A 17016-nucleotide genomic window follows, 5' to 3' on the forward strand; every position below is an offset into this window, starting at 1 on the left:
GCGGCCCCGGTGCGCGCTTCTCGGATCCTGACCGTGTCGGATCCTGACCGTGTCGGGGGCTACGCGGTGTCGGGGGCTACGCGGTGTCGGCGTGCTCCGGTTCCCCGGTTCCGGCCTCGGCCCCGTCCTCGTCCGCCAGGAAGTCCGTCACCGCCAGCGCGAAGAGCAGCGCGAGCGCCAGGCCGAACACGACCCAGCCCGTCGGGTGCGGCCACAGGACGAAGGCGAGGGCCGCGCCGCCGACCAGGATCCACACGATCCAGGTGTGGAAGCGGCGGACGAAGCCGCCGACCGGGCCGAGCCGCATGCCCGCCCGGTCGGCCGTGGAGCGGGTCGCCGCGATGCCCGAGTGCCACAGGCCGCGCGCCAGGACGGCCGGGCGGCTGGGGCCGGACAGCCAGGCGGCCAGCGCGACGAGCACGCCGAGGACCACGCACACCCGGACCGAGGTGCGCAGGAAGCGGATCAGGGTGTCGTAGACGGAGCCGGCGGCGGCCGGGGAGACGGAAGAGGGCAGCGCGTTCAGGTAGACCGTGCGGAAGACGGTGAGCGCGATCCCGAGGACGAGGGCCGCGAAGGCGAAGCCGAGGGCCGCGGCGACCAGTGCCCGGCGCCTGCGGACCGCGAGCAGCACGCCGCCCGCCACCAGCAGCACCGCGATGACCGGCAGCCACACTCCCATGGTCTGGAGCAGCGCGAAGCCGGTCTTCGCCTTGCCGATGTCGTCGGACCTGAGGACCGTGAAGTCCGTGTGGATCTCGGGGATCTTGCCGGCGACGGTGAGCCCGGAGTCGACCAGGCGCTCCTTGACCCGCTCGATGACGGGGGCCAGGTCGATCGTCACCGTGTCGGTCTGGATCTTCACGGCCCCCTCCTGGTCGCCCGTCAGGGCCCGGTCGAGGGAGGTGTGGATGGCGCGGTTGGCGTCGGTCCAGATGGTCTCGAAGGCCGGGGAGGCGACGACGTCCTGCGCGCGGTCGTGGACGAAGCTGGAGACCGCGCTCTCCAGGGAGTCGCCGAGCTTCCCGAGCGCCTTCTCCGCCAGGGGCCGCTCGTCGGGGGCGACGCCTTCGAGGAGCGCCGGGAGGTCGATGTGCTCCATGACGGCCCCGGTGACCCGGTTCGCCACGGCCGCCTGGACGTCCGGGTCGGAGGCGAGCGGGGTCACCGTCTGCACGTAGCGGTCGGTGTCGCCCAGGAGGTCGGCCGTCCAGGCGGCCACCAGGCCCAGCGGCACGAGGACGCAGCCGATGACCACGAGGAGCGCGGAGAAGAAGGAGCGCAGCCGGTGGTGCTCGCGCTTCGGCGCGCCCTGCCCCGAGGTGGCCTCCAGGGCGGCCACCCGGGCCCGCAGCCTGGTGAGTTCGTCGTCGCCGCTCACGCCGTCCGGTGTTCCCATGGGCCCACCCTGGGGCCGGGCCGCCGCCCCGGCCCACCGGGCGGCGCCGAACGGGTGAGCGGACTACTCCAGGCTGGTACGGGCCAGGTCGAGGAACTCCGCCTCGGTGAGGCCCAGCTCGCGGGCCTCGGCGGCGGCCTCGCGGAGCCGGGTGACGAGCCGGGCGCGGTCGGGGGCGGTGGCGCCGGGGACGATGAGGGCGCCGCGGCCCCGGCGGAGTTCGATGAGGCCCTCCTCGCGGAGCCGCTGGTAGCCGCGGAGGACGGTGTGGACGTTGACGCCGAGGGAGTCGGCGAGTTCGCGGGCGGCGGGGAGCCGCTCCCCGGGGGCGGCGGTGCCGTCGGCGAGGGCGCCGCGGACGCAGCCGGCGATCTGGTCGCCGAGCGGGACGGCGGAGGCGGGGTCGACGCGGAAGAGCACGGTCAGAGCCTTCCACGTCGTTCGACGAGGGTGTTGAGGAGGGCGGCGGCGGTCCGCGCGTCGGGCACGGTGACGGCGAACTCGCGGCCGTTCCCGCGCCGGACCACGAGGGCCTCGCCGGAGCGCAGGAGCACACCGGAGCGGTGGGCGCGGACCCGGTAGCCCCAGCCGCCGAACTCGCGCAGGGCGTCGACGTCGCGGACGTCGGCGGCGGTGATGTCGGCGAGCGGCACGTGGACGCGGGGCCGGGGGGTGAGCGTGGAGCGGACGGTGAGGCCGTGCCGGTCGGCGTGGACGCGGACCCGGGCGAGGGCGAGCCCGGGCACGCCGACGGCGAGCGCGACGAGGAGCAGCGGCCACGGGCCGAGGAGGGCGGCGACGGCGCCCGCGGCGAGGAAGAGCAGGCCGAGGGCGGTGAGCGGGGCGGAGGCGGTGGCCCGGGACCAGCCGGCGACCTCCCCGGCGCCGAGGTCGAGCCGGGGCGCGCCCGGCTCCGGCTCCGCGCCGGCCGCGTCGTGCTCCTCGGGCGGGACGAGCCGGGAGAGGGCGTGGCCGGCGAGGCCGAGGAGGGCGCCGGCGGCGGCCGCGACGGCGAGGTGGGAGAGCGGGGAGGTGACGGCGGCGGGGTCGGCCGCGTCGAGGTTGTCGTGGACGACGAGGCCGAGCAGGGTGCCGGTGAGGCCCGCGGTCAGCCAGGCGCCCCACAGCGCGTTCCGCCGGACGAACACGGTCCAGCCGGCGCCGAGCGTGAGCAGCAGCCCGGCGCCGACGGCGGCGAAGGCGCTCCGGCCGGTGAAGCCGTCGGCCTCCCCGCCGGGGGAGAAGTGGGTGGCGAGGCGGTCGGGGAGCCGGGCGGACCAGAGCGCGAAGAGCAGCAGGTACGCGGCGGCGGCGAGCACGAAGGGGAGCGCGGCGAGCAGTCGGAGCCGGAGCGGGACGTCGGTCATGGGACCTCCTTTGTTTGTACTCTACTAGAACAAGTCGAGTTTCCCATGGGAAAGGCGGGCCCCGGCCTCCGGATGCGGCGGCGCACGGCCGGTAGTTGACTGGCTCAGATACTGACGTAAGCCGTCGAATGGGGAGATTTCATGCGCCGTCGGTCCGCCGTCGTCCTCACCGCCCTGGCCGTCCTCACCGCCGCGTTCGCCACCGGCTGCGGGAGCGACGAGGAGCCCGACCCGCTGCGGAACCAGCAGTGGGCGCTCGACTCGCTGAAACTCCCGGACGCCTGGGGCACGGACCAGGGCGACGACACCGTCATCGCCGTCGTGGACACCGGCGTCGACCCGAGCCACCCCGACCTCAAGGGGCGGCTCGTCGACGGCTACGACTTCGTGGACGGCGACGACGACCCGAAGGACCTCAACGGCCACGGCACCCACGTCGCCGGCATCGCCGCCGCCCACACCGACAACGGCATCGGCATCGCGGGCGGCGCGCCCGGGGCCAAGATCATGCCGGTACGGGTGCTGGGCGCGGACGGCAGCGGCAGCGACGCGAACATCACCAAGGGGATCGTCTGGGCCGCGCAGCACGGCGCCGACGTCATCAACCTCTCCCTCGGCGAGTCCGGCCTGATGGCCCGGCTGCTCAAGGGCGGCGTCCTCAACGACGCGATCTCGGTCGCGAACGGCAAGGGCGCGGTGGTGGTGGCCGCCGCCGGCAACGATGCGACCCTGCTCCAGCCGTACGAGCTGACGACGCCGGTCCTCGTCGTCAACGCCGCCGACCAAAGCGGGCAGCCGGCCGAGTTCACCAACTTCGGCGCGCAGAACGCGGTGGCGGCGCCCGGGGTCGACATCCTCTCGACCCTGCCGACGTACACGGCCAAGGAGACCCTGAAGAACACGACGGGGTACGGCAGGCTCTCCGGCACCTCGATGGCCTCGCCGTACGTCTCCGCCGTGGCCGCGCTCCTGCACCAGCAGGGCCTGAGCCCGACCGAGATCATGACGGCCATCCGCGACACGGCGCGGAACCCGGCGCAGAACCCGAAGCTGGGCCTGGGGAACGTGGACGCGGCCGCCGCCGTGAAGGCAGCGGCCGACAAGAGCTGACCCCGGCGCGGGGGCCCGGGGCCCCCGCCGCGCCGAACCCTTCCTACGCGCCGCAGTCGTGACTGGCCGGGTCGACGACGACGCGGTCCAGGAGGCCGCGGAGCAGGGTCCGTTCGGCTTCGGTGAGGTCGGCGAAGAGTTCGCGCTCGGCCTCGGTGACGGCCTGGTCGACGCGGTCGAGGACGGCCGCGCCGGCCGGGGTGATCTCGACGATGTGACGGCGCCGGTCCGCCGGGTCGCGGCGCCGCTCGGCGAGGCCCGCCGCCTCCAACTCGTTCAGGATCGCGACCAGTTGGCTGGGGTCGACCTCCATGGCGGCGGCCAGGTCGCGCTGGCTCATGGGCGCGGGGGCGAGCTGCATGAGGGTCATCGCGTTGCGCGGGTGCAGCCCGGCGACGCCCAGGGCGGAGCGGATGCGGGCGCCGGTGAGCTCCCCGCGGAAGGAGAGGAGGAAACCGAGCCGGTCGGTCGGGAGGGCTGCCATGACGTCCACCGTAACAACAACGACATTGTGGAGCGAGATAAATCGTTGTTACGCTTCAACGATTCCTGTCCCTAAATCGTCGGAGCGTCCCCATGTTCATCGGTTACGTCGTCCTCGCCGTCCTGCTCGCGCTCGCCATGACCGGCTCCGCCGTCGCGACCTTCACCCGCAACCCCTCGGTCGTGGGAAGCATGACGAAGGTGGGCGTACCGGACGGCTGGCTGCCGTGGCTGGGCACGGCGAAGGTGGCCGGGGCGCTGGGACTGCTCGCGGGCCTGGTGATCCCGGTGCTCGGCGAGGCCGCGGCGGTCGGCCTGGTCCTCTACTTCATCGGCGCGGTCGTCGCCCACGTCCGCGTGAAGGACTACGCCCTCGCGCCGGCCCTCGTCCTGGCGGTCCTCCCGGCCGTCGCCCTCGGCCTCCGCGTGGCCAGCGCCTGAGCGGACCCCGCCGTCCCACGACGGAACGGCGGGGTGCCGGGAAGGCTAGGCGCCGTCCTCCAGGTCGCCTTCCGTCTCCAGGAAGACCTGGCGCAGCGCGGCCAGCGTCTCCGGGTCCGGCTTCTCCCACATGCCGCGCGACTCCGCCTCCAGGAGGCGTTCGGCGATGCCGTGCAGGGCCCAGGGGTTGGCCTCCTTGAGGAAGGCCTGGTTGGTCTCGTCGAGGACGTACTCCTGGGTGAGCTTGTCGTACATCCAGTCGGCGACGACACCGGTCGTGGCGTCGTAGCCGAAGAGGTAGTCGACGGTCGCCGCCAGCTCGAAGGCGCCCTTGTAGCCGTGGCGCCGCATCGCCTCGATCCAGCGCGGGTTGACCACGCGGGCCCGGAAGACCCGGGAGGTCTCCTCGACCAGGGTGCGCGTACGGACGGTCTCCGGGCGGGTCGAGTCGCCGATGTACGCCTCGGGGGCCGTGCCCCGCAGCGCGCGGACGGTCGCCACCATGCCGCCGTGGTACTGGAAGTAGTCGTCCGAGTCGGCGATGTCGTGCTCGCGGGTGTCCGTGTTCTTCGCGGCGACGGCGATCCGCTTGTACGCGGTCTCCATCTCCGCGCGCGCCGGCCGGCCTTCGAGCCCGCGCCCGTACGCGTACCCGCCCCACACCGTGTAGACCTCGGCGAGGTCCGCGTCGGTGCGCCAGTCCCGCGAGTCGATCAGCTGCAGGATGCCCGCGCCGTACGTGCCCGGCCGCGAGCCGAAGATGCGGGTGGTGGCGCGGCGCTCGTCGCCGTGCTCGGCGAGGTCGGCCTGGGCGTGGGCGCGGACGTAGTTCTCCGAGGCCGGCTCGTCCAGGCCCGCGACCAGCCGGACGGCGTCGTCGAGGAGGCCGATGACGTGCGGGAACGCGTCCCGGAAGAAGCCGGAGATGCGCAGCGTGACGTCGACGCGCGGACGGCCCAGCTCCTCCAGGGGGATCGGCTCCAGGCCGTTGACGCGGCGCGAGGCCTCGTCCCACAGCGGGCGGACGCCCAGCAGCGCCAGCGCCTCGGCGACGTCGTCGCCGGCGGTGCGCATCGCGCTCGTCCCCCACAGGGAGAGGCCCACCGAGGTCGGCCACTCGCCGTTGTCCTCGCGGTAGCGGGTCAGCAGCGAGTCCGCGAGCGCCTGGCCGGTCTCCCAGGCGAGCCGGGACGGCACGGCCTTCGGGTCGACGGAGTAGAAGTTCCGGCCGGTCGGCAGCACGTTGACCAGGCCGCGCAGCGGCGAGCCGGACGGGCCGGCGGGCACGAAGCCGCCGTTCAGGGCGTGCACGGCGTGCGTCAGCTCGTCGGTGGTGGCGGCGAGGCGCGGCACGACCTGCTCGCAGGCGAAGCGGAGCACGTCGTGGACCTCGGGGCCGTACGCGGCGGCGACCGCCGGGACCACGTCCACGGACCAGCCGGCGGCCTCCATCGCCTCGACCAGCTCGCGGGCCTTCGCCTCCGCCTCGTCGGCGGTGGTGCGGGTCGCGGCGCCCTCGTCCAGGCCGAGCGCCTCGCGCAGACCGGGCAGCGCCTGCGTGCCGCCCCAGATCTGGCGGGCGCGGAGGATGGAGAGGACGAGGTTGACCCGCTCGGGGCCGGTGGGCGCGCCGCCGAGGACGTGCAGGCCGTCGCGGATCTGGGCGTCCTTGACCTCGCACAGCCAGCCGTCGACGTGCAGCAGGAAGTCGTCGAAGCCGTCGTCCTCGGGGCGCTCCTGGAGGCCGAGGTCGTGGTCGAGCTTGGCGGCCTGGATGAGGGTCCAGATCTGGGCGCGGATCGCCGGGAGCTTCGCCGGGTCCATGGAGGAGATCTGCGCGTACTCGTCGAGGAGCTGCTCCAGGCGCGCGATGTCGCCGTACGAGTCGGCGCGGGCCATCGGCGGCACGAGGTGGTCGACGAGGGTGGCGTGGACGCGGCGCTTGGCCTGGGTGCCCTCGCCCGGGTCGTTGACGAGGAAGGGGTAGACCAGCGGCAGGTCGCCGAGGGCCGCGTCGGGGCCGCAGGCGGCGGACAGGCCGGCGTTCTTGCCCGGCAGCCACTCCAGGTTGCCGTGCTTGCCGAGGTGGACCATCGCGTCGGCGCCGAAGCCGCCGTCCTGCGCGCGCGCCGCGATCCAGCGGTAGGCGGCCAGGTAGTGGTGGGAGGGCGGCAGGTCGGGGTCGTGGTAGATCGCGATCGGGTTCTCGCCGAAGCCGCGCGGCGGCTGGATGAGGACCAGCAGGTTCCCGCGGCGCAGGGCGGCGAGGACGATGTCGCCCTCCGGGTTCCGGGACCGGTCGAGGAACATCTCGCCGGGCGCGGGGCCCCAGTGCTCCTCGACCCGCTCGCGCAGCTCGGCCGGGAGTTCGGCGTACCAGCGCTTGTAGTCGGCGGCCGGGATGCGGACCGGGTTCTTCGCCAGCTGCTCCTCGGTGAGCCAGTCCTGGTCGTGGCCGCCGGCCTCGATGAGGGCGTGGATCAGCTCGTCGCCGTCGCCGGAGACCAGGCCGGGGAGGTCGGCCTCGGGCCCGAAGTCGTACCCCTCCTCGATCAGCCGGCGCAGCAGGGCGACGGCGGAGGCGGGGGTGGCGAGGCCGACGGCGTTGCCGATGCGGGAGTGCTTGGTCGGGTACGCGGAGAGGACCAGCGCCAGCCGCTTCTCCGGGTTCGGGATGTGCCGGAGGCGGGCGTGGCGGACGGCGATGCCGGCGACGCGGGCGGCGCGCTCGGCGTCGGCGACGTACGCGGGCAGGCCGTCGGCGTCGATCTCCTTGAAGGAGAACGGGACGGTGATGAGCCGGCCGTCGAACTCGGGGACGGCGACCTGGCTGGCCGCGTCCAGCGGCGACAGGCCCTCGTCGTTCTCCTCCCAGTTCGCCCGCGAGCCGGTCAGGCACAGCGCCTGGAGGACGGGCACGTCGAGCGCGGCGAGCGCGCCCGCGTCCCAGGCCTCCTCGTCGCCGCCGGCCTGCGCGGCGGCCGGCTTGGTGCCGCCGGCGGCGAGGACGGTGGTGACGATCGCGTCGGCCCCGCGGAGCTCGGCGAGCAGCTCCTCCTCGGGGGCCCGCAGCGAGGCCACGTACAGCGGGAGCGCGCGGGCCCCGGCGTCCTCGATCGCGTCGCAGAGGGCGCCGACGAAGGCGGTGTTCCCGCTCATGTGGTGGGCGCGGTAGTAGAGCACGGCGACCGTCGGGCCCTCGGTGACGCGGGCGGTGCGCTCCAGCGGGCCCCAGGTGGGGGCGGCGGCCGGGGCCTCGAAGCCGTGACCGGTGAGGAGGACGGTGTCGGAGAGGAAGCGGGCCAGCTGCTCCAGGTTGGCGGGGCCGCCGTGCGCGAGGTAGGCGTGCGCCTCGGTGGCGACGCCGACCGGCACCGTGGAGGCGGCCATCAGCTGGGCGTCGGGGGCCTGTTCGCCGCTGAGGACGACGACCGGCTTCCCGGTGGCGAGGATCGCGTCGAGCCCCTCCTCCCAGGAGCGGACGCCGCCGAGGAGGCGGACGACGACGAGCTCGGCGCCGTCGAGGAGGCCCGGGAGGTCGCCGAGCGGCAGGCGGGAGGGGTTGGCGAAGCGGTACTCCACCGGCCCTCCGGCCGCGCGGGCGCTGAGCAGGTCGGTGTCGGAGTGCGACAGCAGCAGGAGCATGGCGAGGCTCAGGCCTTCCTCGGGGTTGTCCGCGCCCCGGGTGGTCGTGGGTCGGCGGGGAGTTCCTGACTCACCCGTACCGACGGCCGGTACGGGCTCACAGTGGCGGGACCGCGCCGGATTCTCACCGGGCTTCCTCCCCGGGGCCCTGGGACCCCATGCCGATCTGCATAGTAAGGCGTGGCGTCGGCGGGCCGGAGGGGACCGGAGAGTCGGCCGGATCACACTCGGTGGCCGTCCGGTTCCCCGTGGGTATGCTCGCCGCCATGCCGCCGACCCCGCCCCCCTCGCCCGAACCGGGCGAAGCGCCGACGAGGGACCGTGACGACGCGTGCCCGGGGGCGCTCCGGCTGCACGCCGCCGCCGACGGGCTCCTCGCCCGACTCCGTCTGCCCGCCGGGCGATTGACGTCACGTCAGGTCATGGTCCTGGCCGACGCGGCGGAGTCGCTGGGCGACGGCAGCCTCTCCGTCACCTCGCGCGGCAACGCCGAGCTGCGCGGCCTGCGCGACGGCTGCGGCGCCGGTCTCGCCGCGCTCCTCGCCGACGCGGGCCTGCTGCCCTCCCCCACCCACGAGCGGGTCCGCAACATCGTGGCCTCCCCGGCCGCCGGACTCGACGGACTCGGCCACGGCGACGTGCAGTTGTGGGCCCGCGCCCTGGACGCCGCGCTCTGCGCGGAGCCCCGCGCGGCGGCCCTCTCCGGCCGCTTCCTCTTCGCCCTCGACGACGGCCGCGGCGACGTCGCGGGGCTCGGCGGCGATGTGACCTTGATCGCAGCACCGGACGGCGCCGCGTTCCTGACGGCGGGCACGGAGACCTTCCGCCTGCCGGCGCCCGCGCCCAAAGCGGCCGGCGCCGCCGCGGCCGGTACCGAACCGGCCACCGGTCCCGCGCCCGGTGCCGGAACGGCCACCGGCGCCACCGCCGACGCCGGCGCCCCCGCCGAAACCGCCGCCCGCGCCGCCCTGACCTGCGCCCTCGCCTTCCTGGACGCCGCCGAGGCCGCCGGGACCGGGGCCTGGCGGCCGCGCGAGCTCCCGGCCGGACAGCTCCCGGAGTGGGCCGGCGCCCTGGCCCGCGCGGCGATCACCGCGGAGCCCGTACCCTCCTTCTCTCCTCCCCCGGCGGCGCTCCCGCCCGCACCCGGTCCGCTCGGCGACCACGCCCTGCACGTCCTCGCCCCCCTCGGCCGGCTGACCGCCGGGCAGCTGCGGGCGCTCGGCGCGGGCGCGGACGAGGTGCGGCTCACCCCGTGGCGCGGGGTCGTCGTGGCGGGCCCGTCCCCGGACCTGCTCCCCGCCCTCGCCGCGCACGGCCTGGTCACCGGCCCGGCCGACCCCCGCACCGGCGTCACCGCCTGCACCGGCACGTCCGGCTGCGCCAAGTCCCTCGCCGACGTGCGGGCGGACGCGGCGCGCGCGCCCGGCGGGCCGCTGCCCGTGCACTACTCCGGCTGCGCGCGCCGCTGCGGGCATCCGCACGGCACCCGGATCGAGGTCACCGCCCTCGGCCCCGACACCTATCTGCTGGACGGCGTCCCCGTCCCCCGTACCGCCCTGGCCGAAGCCGTCGCGGCGGCCCGTACGACACCGATGGAGAGCTGAGGATGTACGAGTACGAGAAGGACGGCGCCGAGATCTACCGCCGCTCCTTCGCCACGATCCGCGCCGAGGCCGACCTCGGCGGGCTGCCCGACGACCTCGCCACGGTCGTCGTCCGCATGATCCACGCCTGCGGCATGACGGACCTCGTCCGGGACGTCGCGTACTCCCCCGGGGTCGTCGCGAGCGCCCGCGCCGCGCTCCGGGCGGGCGCCCCCATCCTCTGCGACGCGCAGATGGTCGCCTCCGGCGTCACCCGCAAGCGGCTGCCCGCCGACAACGAGGTGCTGTGCGCGCTCTCCGACCCGGCCGTGCCCGCGCTCGCCGCCGAGCTCGGCACCACCCGCTCGGCCGCCGCCCTCGAACTGTGGCGGGACCGCCTCGAAGGCTCCGTCGTCGCCATCGGCAACGCCCCCACCGCGCTCTTCCACCTCCTGGAGATGATCGCGAACGGCGCGCCGAAGCCGGCCGCCGTCCTCGGCATCCCCGTCGGCTTCATCGGCGCCGCCGAGTCCAAGGACGCCCTCGCCGCCAACGAGCTCGGCCTCGACCACCTGGTGGTCCGCGGCCGGCGCGGCGGCAGCGCCATCACCGCCGCCGCCCTCAACGCCCTCGCGCACGAACCGGAGATCCAGCAGTGACCGTTGTGAAGGGCAAGCTGTACGGGGTCGGCCTCGGCCCCGGCGACCCGGAGCTGCTCACCCTCGCCGCCGTGAAGGCGATCGCCGAGGCCGATGTCATCGCCTACCACTCGGCCCGCCACGGCCGCTCGATAGCCCGCTCCATCGCCGCCGGCCACCTGCGCGAGGACCACATCGAGGAGCGGCTCATGTACCCGCTCACCGTGGAGACCACCGACCACCCCGGCGGCTACCGGGGCGCGCTCGACGACTTCTACGAGGAGGCCGCGGACCGGCTCGCCGCCCACCTCGACGCGGGCCGCACGGTCGCCGTCCTCGCCGAGGGCGACCCGCTGTTCTACGGCTCCTACCAGCACATGCACAAGCGGCTCGCGGACCGGTACGACACCACCGTCATCCCCGGCGTCACCTCCGTCAGCGCCGCCGCCGCCCGGCTCGGCGAGCCGCTGTGCGAGGCCGAGGAGGTCCTCACGATCATCCCCGGCACCCTGCCGGAGGACGAGCTGGCGGCCCGCCTCGCGGGCACCGACTCCGCGGTCGTCATGAAGCTCGGCCGCACCTTCCCCACCGTGCGCCGCGCCCTGGAGCGGGCCGGCCGCCTGGAGGACGCGCGCTACGTGGAGCGGGCGTTCATGGCGGGCGAGCGGACGGAGCCGCTGGCGGACGTGGACCCGTCGACGGTCCCGTACTTCTCGGTCGCCGTGCTGCCCTCCCGCATCGACCGGGAGAACCCCGTCCGGGAGACGGGCGAGGTCACGGTCGTCGGCACCGGTCCGGCCGGCGCCCCCTGGCTGACCCCCGAGTCGCGCGGCGCGCTCGTCAACGCCGACGTGCTCGTCGGCTACACCACCTACCTGGACCGGGTGCCGGTCCTGCGCCCCGGCCAGATCCGGCACGGCTCCGACAACAAGGTCGAGTCGGAGCGCGCCGAGTTCGCCCTCGACCTGGCCCGCCGCGGCCACCGGGTCGCGGTCGTCTCCGGCGGCGACCCCGGTGTCTTCGCCATGGCGACGGCCGTCCTGGAGGTCGCCTGCGAGCCGGCCTACGCGGACGTGCCCGTCCGGGTCCTCCCCGGCGTGACCGCCGCCAACGCCGCCGCCGCGGCGGCCGGCGCCCCCCTGGGCCACGACTACGCCACGATCTCCCTCTCCGACCGACTCAAGCCGTGGGACGTCATCGCGGCCCGCCTCCGCGCCGCCGCCGAGGCCGACCTGGTCCTGGCCCTCTACAACCCCGGCTCCAGGTCCCGCACCCACCAGGTGGCCGCCGCCCGCGACCTCCTCCTGGAACTCCGCTCCCCCGACACCCCCGTCGTCGTCGCCCGCGACGTCGGCGGCCCGGAGCAGTCCGTCCGCGTCCTCACCCTGAAGACCCTGGACCCGTCCGAGGTCGACATGCGCACCCTGCTCCTGATCGGCTCCTCGCAGACCCGCGCGGCCGAACGCGGCGACGGCCGCACGATCGCGTGGACCCCGAGGCGGTACGGCTGACGGACGGTTCGGCTGACGGACGGTACGGCTGACGGGAGGCGCCGCTACTCGCGGGTGAAGGTGCCGAGTCCTTCGCGGTCGAGGTACTCGACGGTGAAGGACTTCCCGTCCCCGGCGAAGGCGACGCCGGTGCGGCCGACGGCGTTCTCGCCGCGCGTCTCGAAGCTGAAGACGTCGCCGTCGTAGTGGGCGAGGCGGTACTCCTGCGGCTCCGGGCCGAGGCGGAGGGTCAGGGTGCCGTCGTCGGCGGCCACGACCTCGGCCCGCCCGTAGTAGTCGCTGCGGTACGTGCCCGTGTACATGTCGGCGTCCTTCGCGGGGGCCGCGCTCGCGGGCGGGTCGGCGAAGTCGGTGTCCGACCGGCCCTCCTCCGCCTGCTGCTGGTAGACCGCGTCGACCAGCGGGATCCAGTCCCGGCTGACCTTTCCGGTCTCCGCGAGGTCGAAGAAGTCGAGGGCGACGGCGTCGGCGACGCCGACCGGGGAGCCGTTGGTGAGGACGACGATGCCGAGCTCCTCGCCGGGCAGCATCGTCACGTTGGTGTGCGCGCCCTGGGCGAAGGCGCCGGTGTGGGAGAGGCGCAGCCGGCCGGCGTCGTCGTAACTCACGTTCCAGCCCAGGCCGTAGAAGCCGGTGCGGGCGGCGGGGGCGCGGGGCGGGGAGGAGACGGCCTCCGGCCAGTGGGTGCGCTCCAGGGCCTCGGCGTCGATGATCCGCTTGCCGTCGAGCTCGCCGTTCGCGAGCTGGAGGCGGAGCCAGACGGACATGTCGCGGGCGGTGGAGCTGACGCCGCCGGCCGGGGACTGGGCGTCGGGGTCGCGGACGAACTCCGGCTTCCACTCGCCGCCCGTCTTCACGTGGCCCCAGGCCCGGTCGGCCGCCTTCTCGAAGTCCTCGAAGCGGGAGCTGGTCGCGTCCATGCCGGCCGGCTCGTAGAGGACGTTCTCGGCGAGCTCCTCCCACGACACCTCCTTCTCGGTGGCGACGGCCTGCGCGGCCGCCGTCAGACCGAAGTTGGTGTAGGCGTAGCTCGCGCGGAACGGCGTCAGCGGCTCGTACCGCAGGTGGGACAGGATGTACTCGCGGTCGTAGCCGAGGTCTTCGAGCAGGTCGCCGGCGTGGTCGGGCAGGCCGCTGCGGTGCGCGAACAGGTCGGCGACGGTGACGTGTCCGGTCACCCAGGGGTCCTTCAGCGCGAACCGCGGCAGGTGCGGGTCGACCGGCTGCGACCAGCCGTCGACGCCGACGGCGCCGGAGACGACGGTCGAGGCGATCGGCTTGGAGACGGACGCCAGCTGGAAGACGGTGTCGGCGTCGACGGCGGCGCTCTCGCCCGCCTTCCGCACCCCGTAGCCCTTCAGGTGCAGCACCTTCCCGTCGTGGACGACGGCGACGGCGACGCCCGGCACGCCGGTGCGTTCCATCGCGGACTCGACCACCCCGTCGAGGCGGTCGACGGCCCGCCGGACGTCCGCCTCGTCCAGTTCGGGAGGAGGCTGCGCCGGGGGAGGGGTGGGCGCTGGGGTCGGCGTGGGGGACGGGGCGAGCCCGGTGACGCCGAGCAGCGTCACGAGCCCCGTCGCGACAAGCCAGCGAACGGTAGCCACCCCTCCATTGAACGCCGGGCGGGCATGTCTGTCGCGGCGACCGGGCGCCGGGCCGGGGCGTCCGTCGCGCGCCGGGCGGACGTCAGCCCTGACCCCGCACCCACTCCGCCGCCCGCTCCGGGTCCGCCGCCGTCGGTACGCCCTCCGGGACCGGCGGCCGGCGGACGACGACGACCGGGACGCCCGCCTCGCGGGCGGCGGTGAGCTTGGGGGCGGTGGCGGCGCCGCCGGAGTCCTTCGTGACGAGCACGTCGATCCGGTGACGGGCCATCAACTCCCTTTCCCCGTCCAGGGTGAACGGCCCCCGGTCGAGCAGGACCTCGGTCCGTGCGGGCATCGGCGCGTCGGGCGCGTCCACGGACCGCACGAGGAACCACTCGGGGCGGTCGGCGAAGGCGGCGAGCCCCATCCGGCCGGTGGTCAGGAACACCCTCCGGAAGCCGTCGAGAGCGCGGGCCGCCTCCTCCAGGGACGCCACGTCGTGCCAGTCGTCGCCGTCCCCCGGGACCCACCCGGGGCGGCGCAGCGCCAGCAGGGGAACATGGGCGGTGGCGGCCGCCCGGGCCGCGTTGAAGCTGATCCGCTCGGCGAAGGGATGGGTGGCGTCGATGACCGCGTCCACGGCGTGCTCCCGCACCCATTCCGCCAGCCCCTCGGCGCCGCCGAAGCCGCCGATCCGCACCTCGCCGGCCGGCAGCCGGGGCGCCGCGACCCGCCCGGCGAGGGAGCTGGTCACCCGCGTCCCCCGGCCGTCCAGCAGCCCGGCCAGGACGCGGGCCTCGGTCGTCCCTCCGAGAATGAGTACGTGCATAGGAGCCTCTTCGTGAGTACCGGCGGCGGGCGCGAGGCCCAACTCAAGCACACCGGTCTGCGGCCCGGCTGGACGACCGGCGCGTGCGCGACGGCCGCGACGACCGCCGCGTACACGGCGCTGCTCACCGGCGACTTCCCGGACCCGGTGACGATCACCCTGCCGAAGGGCCAGACGCCGTCCTTCGCGCTCACGGCGGAGTCGCTGACGGCGGACGCGGCGATGGCGGCGGTGGTGAAGGACGCGGGCGACGACCCGGACGTCACGCACGGCGCGGTGGTCCGCTCGACGGTACGGCTCCTGCCGCCGGGCTCCGGCGTCGTCTTCCGGGCGGGCGAGGGCGTCGGCACGGTCACCCTGCCGGGCCTGCCGCTGGAGGTCGGCGAACCGGCGATCAACCCGGTGCCGCGCCGGCTGATGCGGGAGCACGTGGCGGAGGTGGCGGCGGCGCACGGCGCCCCCGGGGACGTCGAGATCACGATCTCGATCGACGACGGCGCCGAGATCGCCCGCTCCACCTGGAACCCGCGCATCGGCATCCTCGGCGGCCTGTCGGTCCTCGGCACCACCGGCGTCGTCGTCCCGTACTCGTGCTCGGCCTGGATCGACTCCATCCGCCGGGGCGTCGACGTGGCCCGCGCGGGCGGCCTCACGCACGTCGCCGGCTGTACGGGCTCCACCTCGGAGCGCACGGTGACGGAGCTGTACGACCTGCCGGAGATCGCCCTCCTCGACATGGGCGACTTCGCCGGCGCCGTCCTGAAGTACGTCCGCCGGCACCCCGTCGACCGCCTCACGGTCTGCGGCGGCTTCGCGAAGCTTTCCAAGCTGGCCGCCGGCCATCTGGACCTCCACTCGGCCCGCTCCCAGGTCGACAAGGGCTTCCTGGCGGACCTGGCCCGCGCGGCCGGCGCGTCCGAGGCCCTGGCGGCGGAGGTCGCCGACGCCAACACGGGCCTGGCCGCCCTCCGCCTCTGCGAGGCGGCCGGCGTCCCCCTCGGCGACCGCGTCGCCGCCCGCGCCCGCGACGAGGCCCTCGCGGTCCTCCGCGGCGCCCCGGTCGCCGTCGACGTGATCTGCATCGACCGCGCGGGCGCCGTGGTGGGCCGCTCGGAGGTGGCGGGGCCGGGCACGCGGTAGCCGGGCCGGGCACGCCGAGGATCCGGGGACGGCTGCCGACGGCTCGTCCCGCCGGGTCAGAGGGGGTCGTCGTCCTCCGGGGCCGTGCCTTCGAGGAGGCGTTCGCCGATGTCGTCGGCCCAGCGCTGGGCCCAGCCGCGGAGTTCCCGGATCCGCTCCTCGTCGAGGCCGTGGGCGGCGAACTCCTCGTCGTCGATCCACTCCGCCCCGGCCAGCTTCGCCTGGAGTTCTTCGAGGTCGAAGCCGTCGCGAGCGTGCTGCCTGCCGAGTTCCTCCAGTTCCTCGGGGCTCCAGCCGCGTTCGGCCGCGGCGTGGACGTCGATCAGGTCGCGGGCCATGCCCCGGTCGGCGAGCGCGCGCACCTTGGTGCCGACGACGTCGCGCAGGGAGAGGAGGAGGCCGAACTCGCGGCGTTCGGGCGGGCCGCACAGCACTTCCTTGAGGACGTCCACCTCGCACGCCTCGCCGGTGCCGGCGTCGGTGACGATCAGGCGGGCGGAGAGCGGGTCGGTCTCCACCGTCCGCACCCGCCACCCCCGCGCCTCCAGTTCGGACCGCAGGTGGGCGACGATCTCCGCCATCGGCCGGGGGTTCTCGGTGGCGACGTCGAGGTCCTGGCTCAGCCGGTCCACCAGCCCGTGCGCCTGGACGGCGTAGCCGCCGGTCAGGACGAGCGGGTACTCGGTGCCCGCGCGCAGGACGTCGTCGAGGAGGCGGCGGTGGAGCCCGGTGAGTTTCATCCGGAGGGGGTCAGCTCGCGGAAGGCGCTCTCCCAGATGACGCGCAGGTCCTTGCTGACGAGGGTGCGCAGGACGGGCCACATCTCGACGAGCAGGTCGCGGTTGAGGTGGCGGACGAGGTCGTCGTGGCCGCCTTCGGCGAGGACGGTGCGGTAGCAGCTCATCCGCAGCCGGGGCCGGTCGAGGTCGTACTCGGTCAGCCCCGACCACGCCAGGTGCAGGGGGAGCCGGACCCGTCCCCCGCCGGGGCCCCGGAGGGCGGACAGGTCGGTGGGGAGCCGCCGTGCGTACCGTTCGCGCCGTACCTCGGAGACGGTCGCCGTCTCGTGTGCCATGCCGCCGATTATCCCCCTCCCCGGGCGTCCCGGGGGAAACTTCCGCCGCGCGGACCGGATGCGGCGCGGGGTGCCCGCCCCTACGCTGGCCACGACGCAACCCCGCGAGAGAGGGAGTCCGATGGCGAAGCGCGGCAACAAGAAGCGGGCCCGCAAGAAGAAGAAGGCGAACCACGGCAAGCGGCCCAACGCCTGAGCCGTGG

Annotated in this window: 16 protein-coding genes and 1 riboswitch; of the genes, 7 read left to right on the plus strand and 9 right to left on the minus strand. The window is 75.0% G+C overall.

Annotated elements, in window-relative coordinates; all coding sequences use genetic code 11:
- Positions 1 to 76: 76 nt before the first annotated feature.
- From ABZ621_RS10460 to ABZ621_RS10470, 3 genes are all read right to left on the minus strand, one after another.
- Complete coding sequence (locus ABZ621_RS10460; RefSeq protein WP_360602742.1) at positions 77 to 1399, minus strand: hypothetical protein; 1323 nt, start codon at positions 1397 to 1399, stop codon at positions 77 to 79.
- Positions 1400 to 1462: 63 nt separating this feature from the next.
- Positions 1463 to 1819 (minus strand): GntR family transcriptional regulator, encoded by a 357-nt coding sequence (locus tag ABZ621_RS10465; RefSeq protein WP_360602744.1) that lies wholly within the window; start codon positions 1817 to 1819, stop codon positions 1463 to 1465.
- A 2-nt stretch (positions 1820 to 1821) separates the two neighbouring features.
- Positions 1822 to 2766 carry a DUF1648 domain-containing protein gene (locus ABZ621_RS10470; protein ID WP_360602746.1) on the minus strand — a complete coding sequence of 315 codons (945 nt, stop codon included), beginning with the start codon at positions 2764 to 2766 and terminating at the stop codon, positions 1822 to 1824.
- 141 nt (positions 2767 to 2907) lie between these two features.
- Here ABZ621_RS10470 and ABZ621_RS10475 point away from each other — a divergent pair, with 141 nt between their 5' ends.
- Positions 2908 to 3876 (plus strand): S8 family serine peptidase, encoded by a 969-nt coding sequence (locus ABZ621_RS10475; protein ID WP_360602748.1) that lies wholly within the window; start codon positions 2908 to 2910, stop codon positions 3874 to 3876.
- Positions 3877 to 3919: 43 nt separating this feature from the next.
- On the opposite strand, the gene ABZ621_RS10480 is transcribed toward ABZ621_RS10475, so the two are convergent.
- Positions 3920 to 4360, minus strand: a complete 441-nt coding sequence (locus ABZ621_RS10480) for a MarR family transcriptional regulator (RefSeq protein ID WP_360602750.1) — start codon at positions 4358 to 4360, stop codon at positions 3920 to 3922.
- 92 nt (positions 4361 to 4452) lie between these two features.
- Here ABZ621_RS10480 and ABZ621_RS10485 point away from each other — a divergent pair, with 92 nt between their 5' ends.
- The gene (locus ABZ621_RS10485; RefSeq protein ID WP_360602752.1) at positions 4453 to 4800 is read left to right on the plus strand and encodes a DoxX family protein; all 348 of its coding nucleotides are present in this window, start codon (positions 4453 to 4455) and stop codon (positions 4798 to 4800) included.
- A gap of 45 nt (positions 4801 to 4845) precedes the next feature.
- Here the strand turns inward: ABZ621_RS10485 and cobN are convergent, their stop codons facing one another.
- Positions 4846 to 8445 (minus strand): cobaltochelatase subunit CobN, encoded by a 3600-nt coding sequence (gene cobN, locus ABZ621_RS10490; protein ID WP_360602754.1) that lies wholly within the window; start codon positions 8443 to 8445, stop codon positions 4846 to 4848.
- Between the two features lie 39 nt (positions 8446 to 8484).
- Positions 8485 to 8620: riboswitch (cobalamin riboswitch) on the minus strand.
- Positions 8621 to 8711: 91 nt separating this feature from the next.
- On the opposite strand from cobN, the gene ABZ621_RS10495 reads away from it, so the two are divergent.
- Genes ABZ621_RS10495 through ABZ621_RS10505 form a run of 3 tightly spaced genes read left to right on the plus strand, consistent with a single transcriptional unit; the run spans position 8712 to position 12180 of the window.
- Positions 8712 to 10052 (plus strand): cobalamin biosynthesis protein CobG, encoded by a 1341-nt coding sequence (locus ABZ621_RS10495; protein ID WP_360602756.1) that lies wholly within the window; start codon positions 8712 to 8714, stop codon positions 10050 to 10052.
- 2 nt (positions 10053 to 10054) lie between these two features.
- Positions 10055 to 10690: a precorrin-8X methylmutase gene (locus ABZ621_RS10500; protein WP_360602758.1), complete on the plus strand. Its 636-nt coding sequence runs from the start codon at positions 10055 to 10057 to the stop codon at positions 10688 to 10690.
- Between the two features lie 5 nt (positions 10691 to 10695).
- Positions 10696 to 12180 (plus strand): precorrin-2 C(20)-methyltransferase, encoded by a 1485-nt coding sequence (locus tag ABZ621_RS10505; RefSeq protein ID WP_360603011.1) that lies wholly within the window; start codon positions 10696 to 10698, stop codon positions 12178 to 12180.
- Positions 12181 to 12224: 44 nt separating this feature from the next.
- On the opposite strand, the gene ABZ621_RS10510 is transcribed toward ABZ621_RS10505, so the two are convergent.
- Together ABZ621_RS10510 and ABZ621_RS10515 are read right to left on the minus strand one after the other, a co-directional pair.
- Positions 12225 to 13787: a serine hydrolase gene (locus tag ABZ621_RS10510; RefSeq protein WP_360602760.1), complete on the minus strand. Its 1563-nt coding sequence runs from the start codon at positions 13785 to 13787 to the stop codon at positions 12225 to 12227.
- Positions 13788 to 13869: 82 nt separating this feature from the next.
- Entirely contained in the window at positions 13870 to 14598 is a 729-nt protein-coding gene (locus ABZ621_RS10515; RefSeq protein ID WP_360602762.1) for a cobalt-precorrin-6A reductase, read from the minus strand.
- Positions 14599 to 14610: 12 nt separating this feature from the next.
- Here ABZ621_RS10515 and ABZ621_RS10520 point away from each other — a divergent pair, with 12 nt between their 5' ends.
- Positions 14611 to 15738, plus strand: a complete 1128-nt coding sequence (locus ABZ621_RS10520) for a cobalt-precorrin-5B (C(1))-methyltransferase (protein WP_360602764.1) — start codon at positions 14611 to 14613, stop codon at positions 15736 to 15738.
- 56 nt (positions 15739 to 15794) lie between these two features.
- Here ABZ621_RS10520 and ABZ621_RS10525 read toward each other — a convergent pair whose 3' ends face one another.
- Positions 15795 to 16478 carry a nucleotidyl transferase AbiEii/AbiGii toxin family protein gene (locus ABZ621_RS10525; protein WP_360602766.1) on the minus strand — a complete coding sequence of 228 codons (684 nt, stop codon included), beginning with the start codon at positions 16476 to 16478 and terminating at the stop codon, positions 15795 to 15797.
- Entirely contained in the window at positions 16475 to 16813 is a 339-nt protein-coding gene (locus tag ABZ621_RS10530) for a transcriptional regulator (protein WP_360602768.1), read from the minus strand. The genes ABZ621_RS10525 and ABZ621_RS10530 overlap by 4 nt, the downstream gene beginning before the upstream one ends.
- Positions 16814 to 16883: 70 nt before the next feature.
- On the opposite strand from ABZ621_RS10530, the gene ABZ621_RS10535 reads away from it, so the two are divergent.
- Entirely contained in the window at positions 16884 to 17009 is a 126-nt protein-coding gene (locus tag ABZ621_RS10535; RefSeq protein ID WP_360602770.1) for a hypothetical protein, read from the plus strand.
- The last annotated feature ends 7 nt before the right edge of the window (positions 17010 to 17016 follow it).

The organism is Streptomyces sp. NPDC007863, from assembly GCF_040633895.1.
Taxonomy (GTDB): domain Bacteria; phylum Actinomycetota; class Actinomycetes; order Streptomycetales; family Streptomycetaceae; genus Streptomyces.

Coding starts and splice junctions, on each gene's coding strand:
- ABZ621_RS10460 (WP_360602742.1), bottom strand. CDS start 1,399: ATGGGAACACCGGACGGCGTGAGCGGCGACGACGAACTCACCAGGCTG.
- ABZ621_RS10470 (WP_360602746.1), bottom strand. CDS start 2,766: ATGACCGACGTCCCGCTCCGGCTCCGACTGCTCGCCGCGCTCCCCTTC.
- ABZ621_RS10475 (WP_360602748.1), top strand. CDS start 2,908: ATGCGCCGTCGGTCCGCCGTCGTCCTCACCGCCCTGGCCGTCCTCACC.
- ABZ621_RS10480 (WP_360602750.1), bottom strand. CDS start 4,360: ATGGCAGCCCTCCCGACCGACCGGCTCGGTTTCCTCCTCTCCTTCCGC.
- ABZ621_RS10485 (WP_360602752.1), top strand. CDS start 4,453: ATGTTCATCGGTTACGTCGTCCTCGCCGTCCTGCTCGCGCTCGCCATG.
- cobN (WP_360602754.1), bottom strand. CDS start 8,445: ATGCTCCTGCTGCTGTCGCACTCCGACACCGACCTGCTCAGCGCCCGC.
- ABZ621_RS10495 (WP_360602756.1), top strand. CDS start 8,712: ATGCCGCCGACCCCGCCCCCCTCGCCCGAACCGGGCGAAGCGCCGACG.
- ABZ621_RS10500 (WP_360602758.1), top strand. CDS start 10,055: ATGTACGAGTACGAGAAGGACGGCGCCGAGATCTACCGCCGCTCCTTC.
- ABZ621_RS10515 (WP_360602762.1), bottom strand. CDS start 14,598: ATGCACGTACTCATTCTCGGAGGGACGACCGAGGCCCGCGTCCTGGCC.
- ABZ621_RS10525 (WP_360602766.1), bottom strand. CDS start 16,478: ATGAAACTCACCGGGCTCCACCGCCGCCTCCTCGACGACGTCCTGCGC.
- ABZ621_RS10530 (WP_360602768.1), bottom strand. CDS start 16,813: ATGGCACACGAGACGGCGACCGTCTCCGAGGTACGGCGCGAACGGTAC.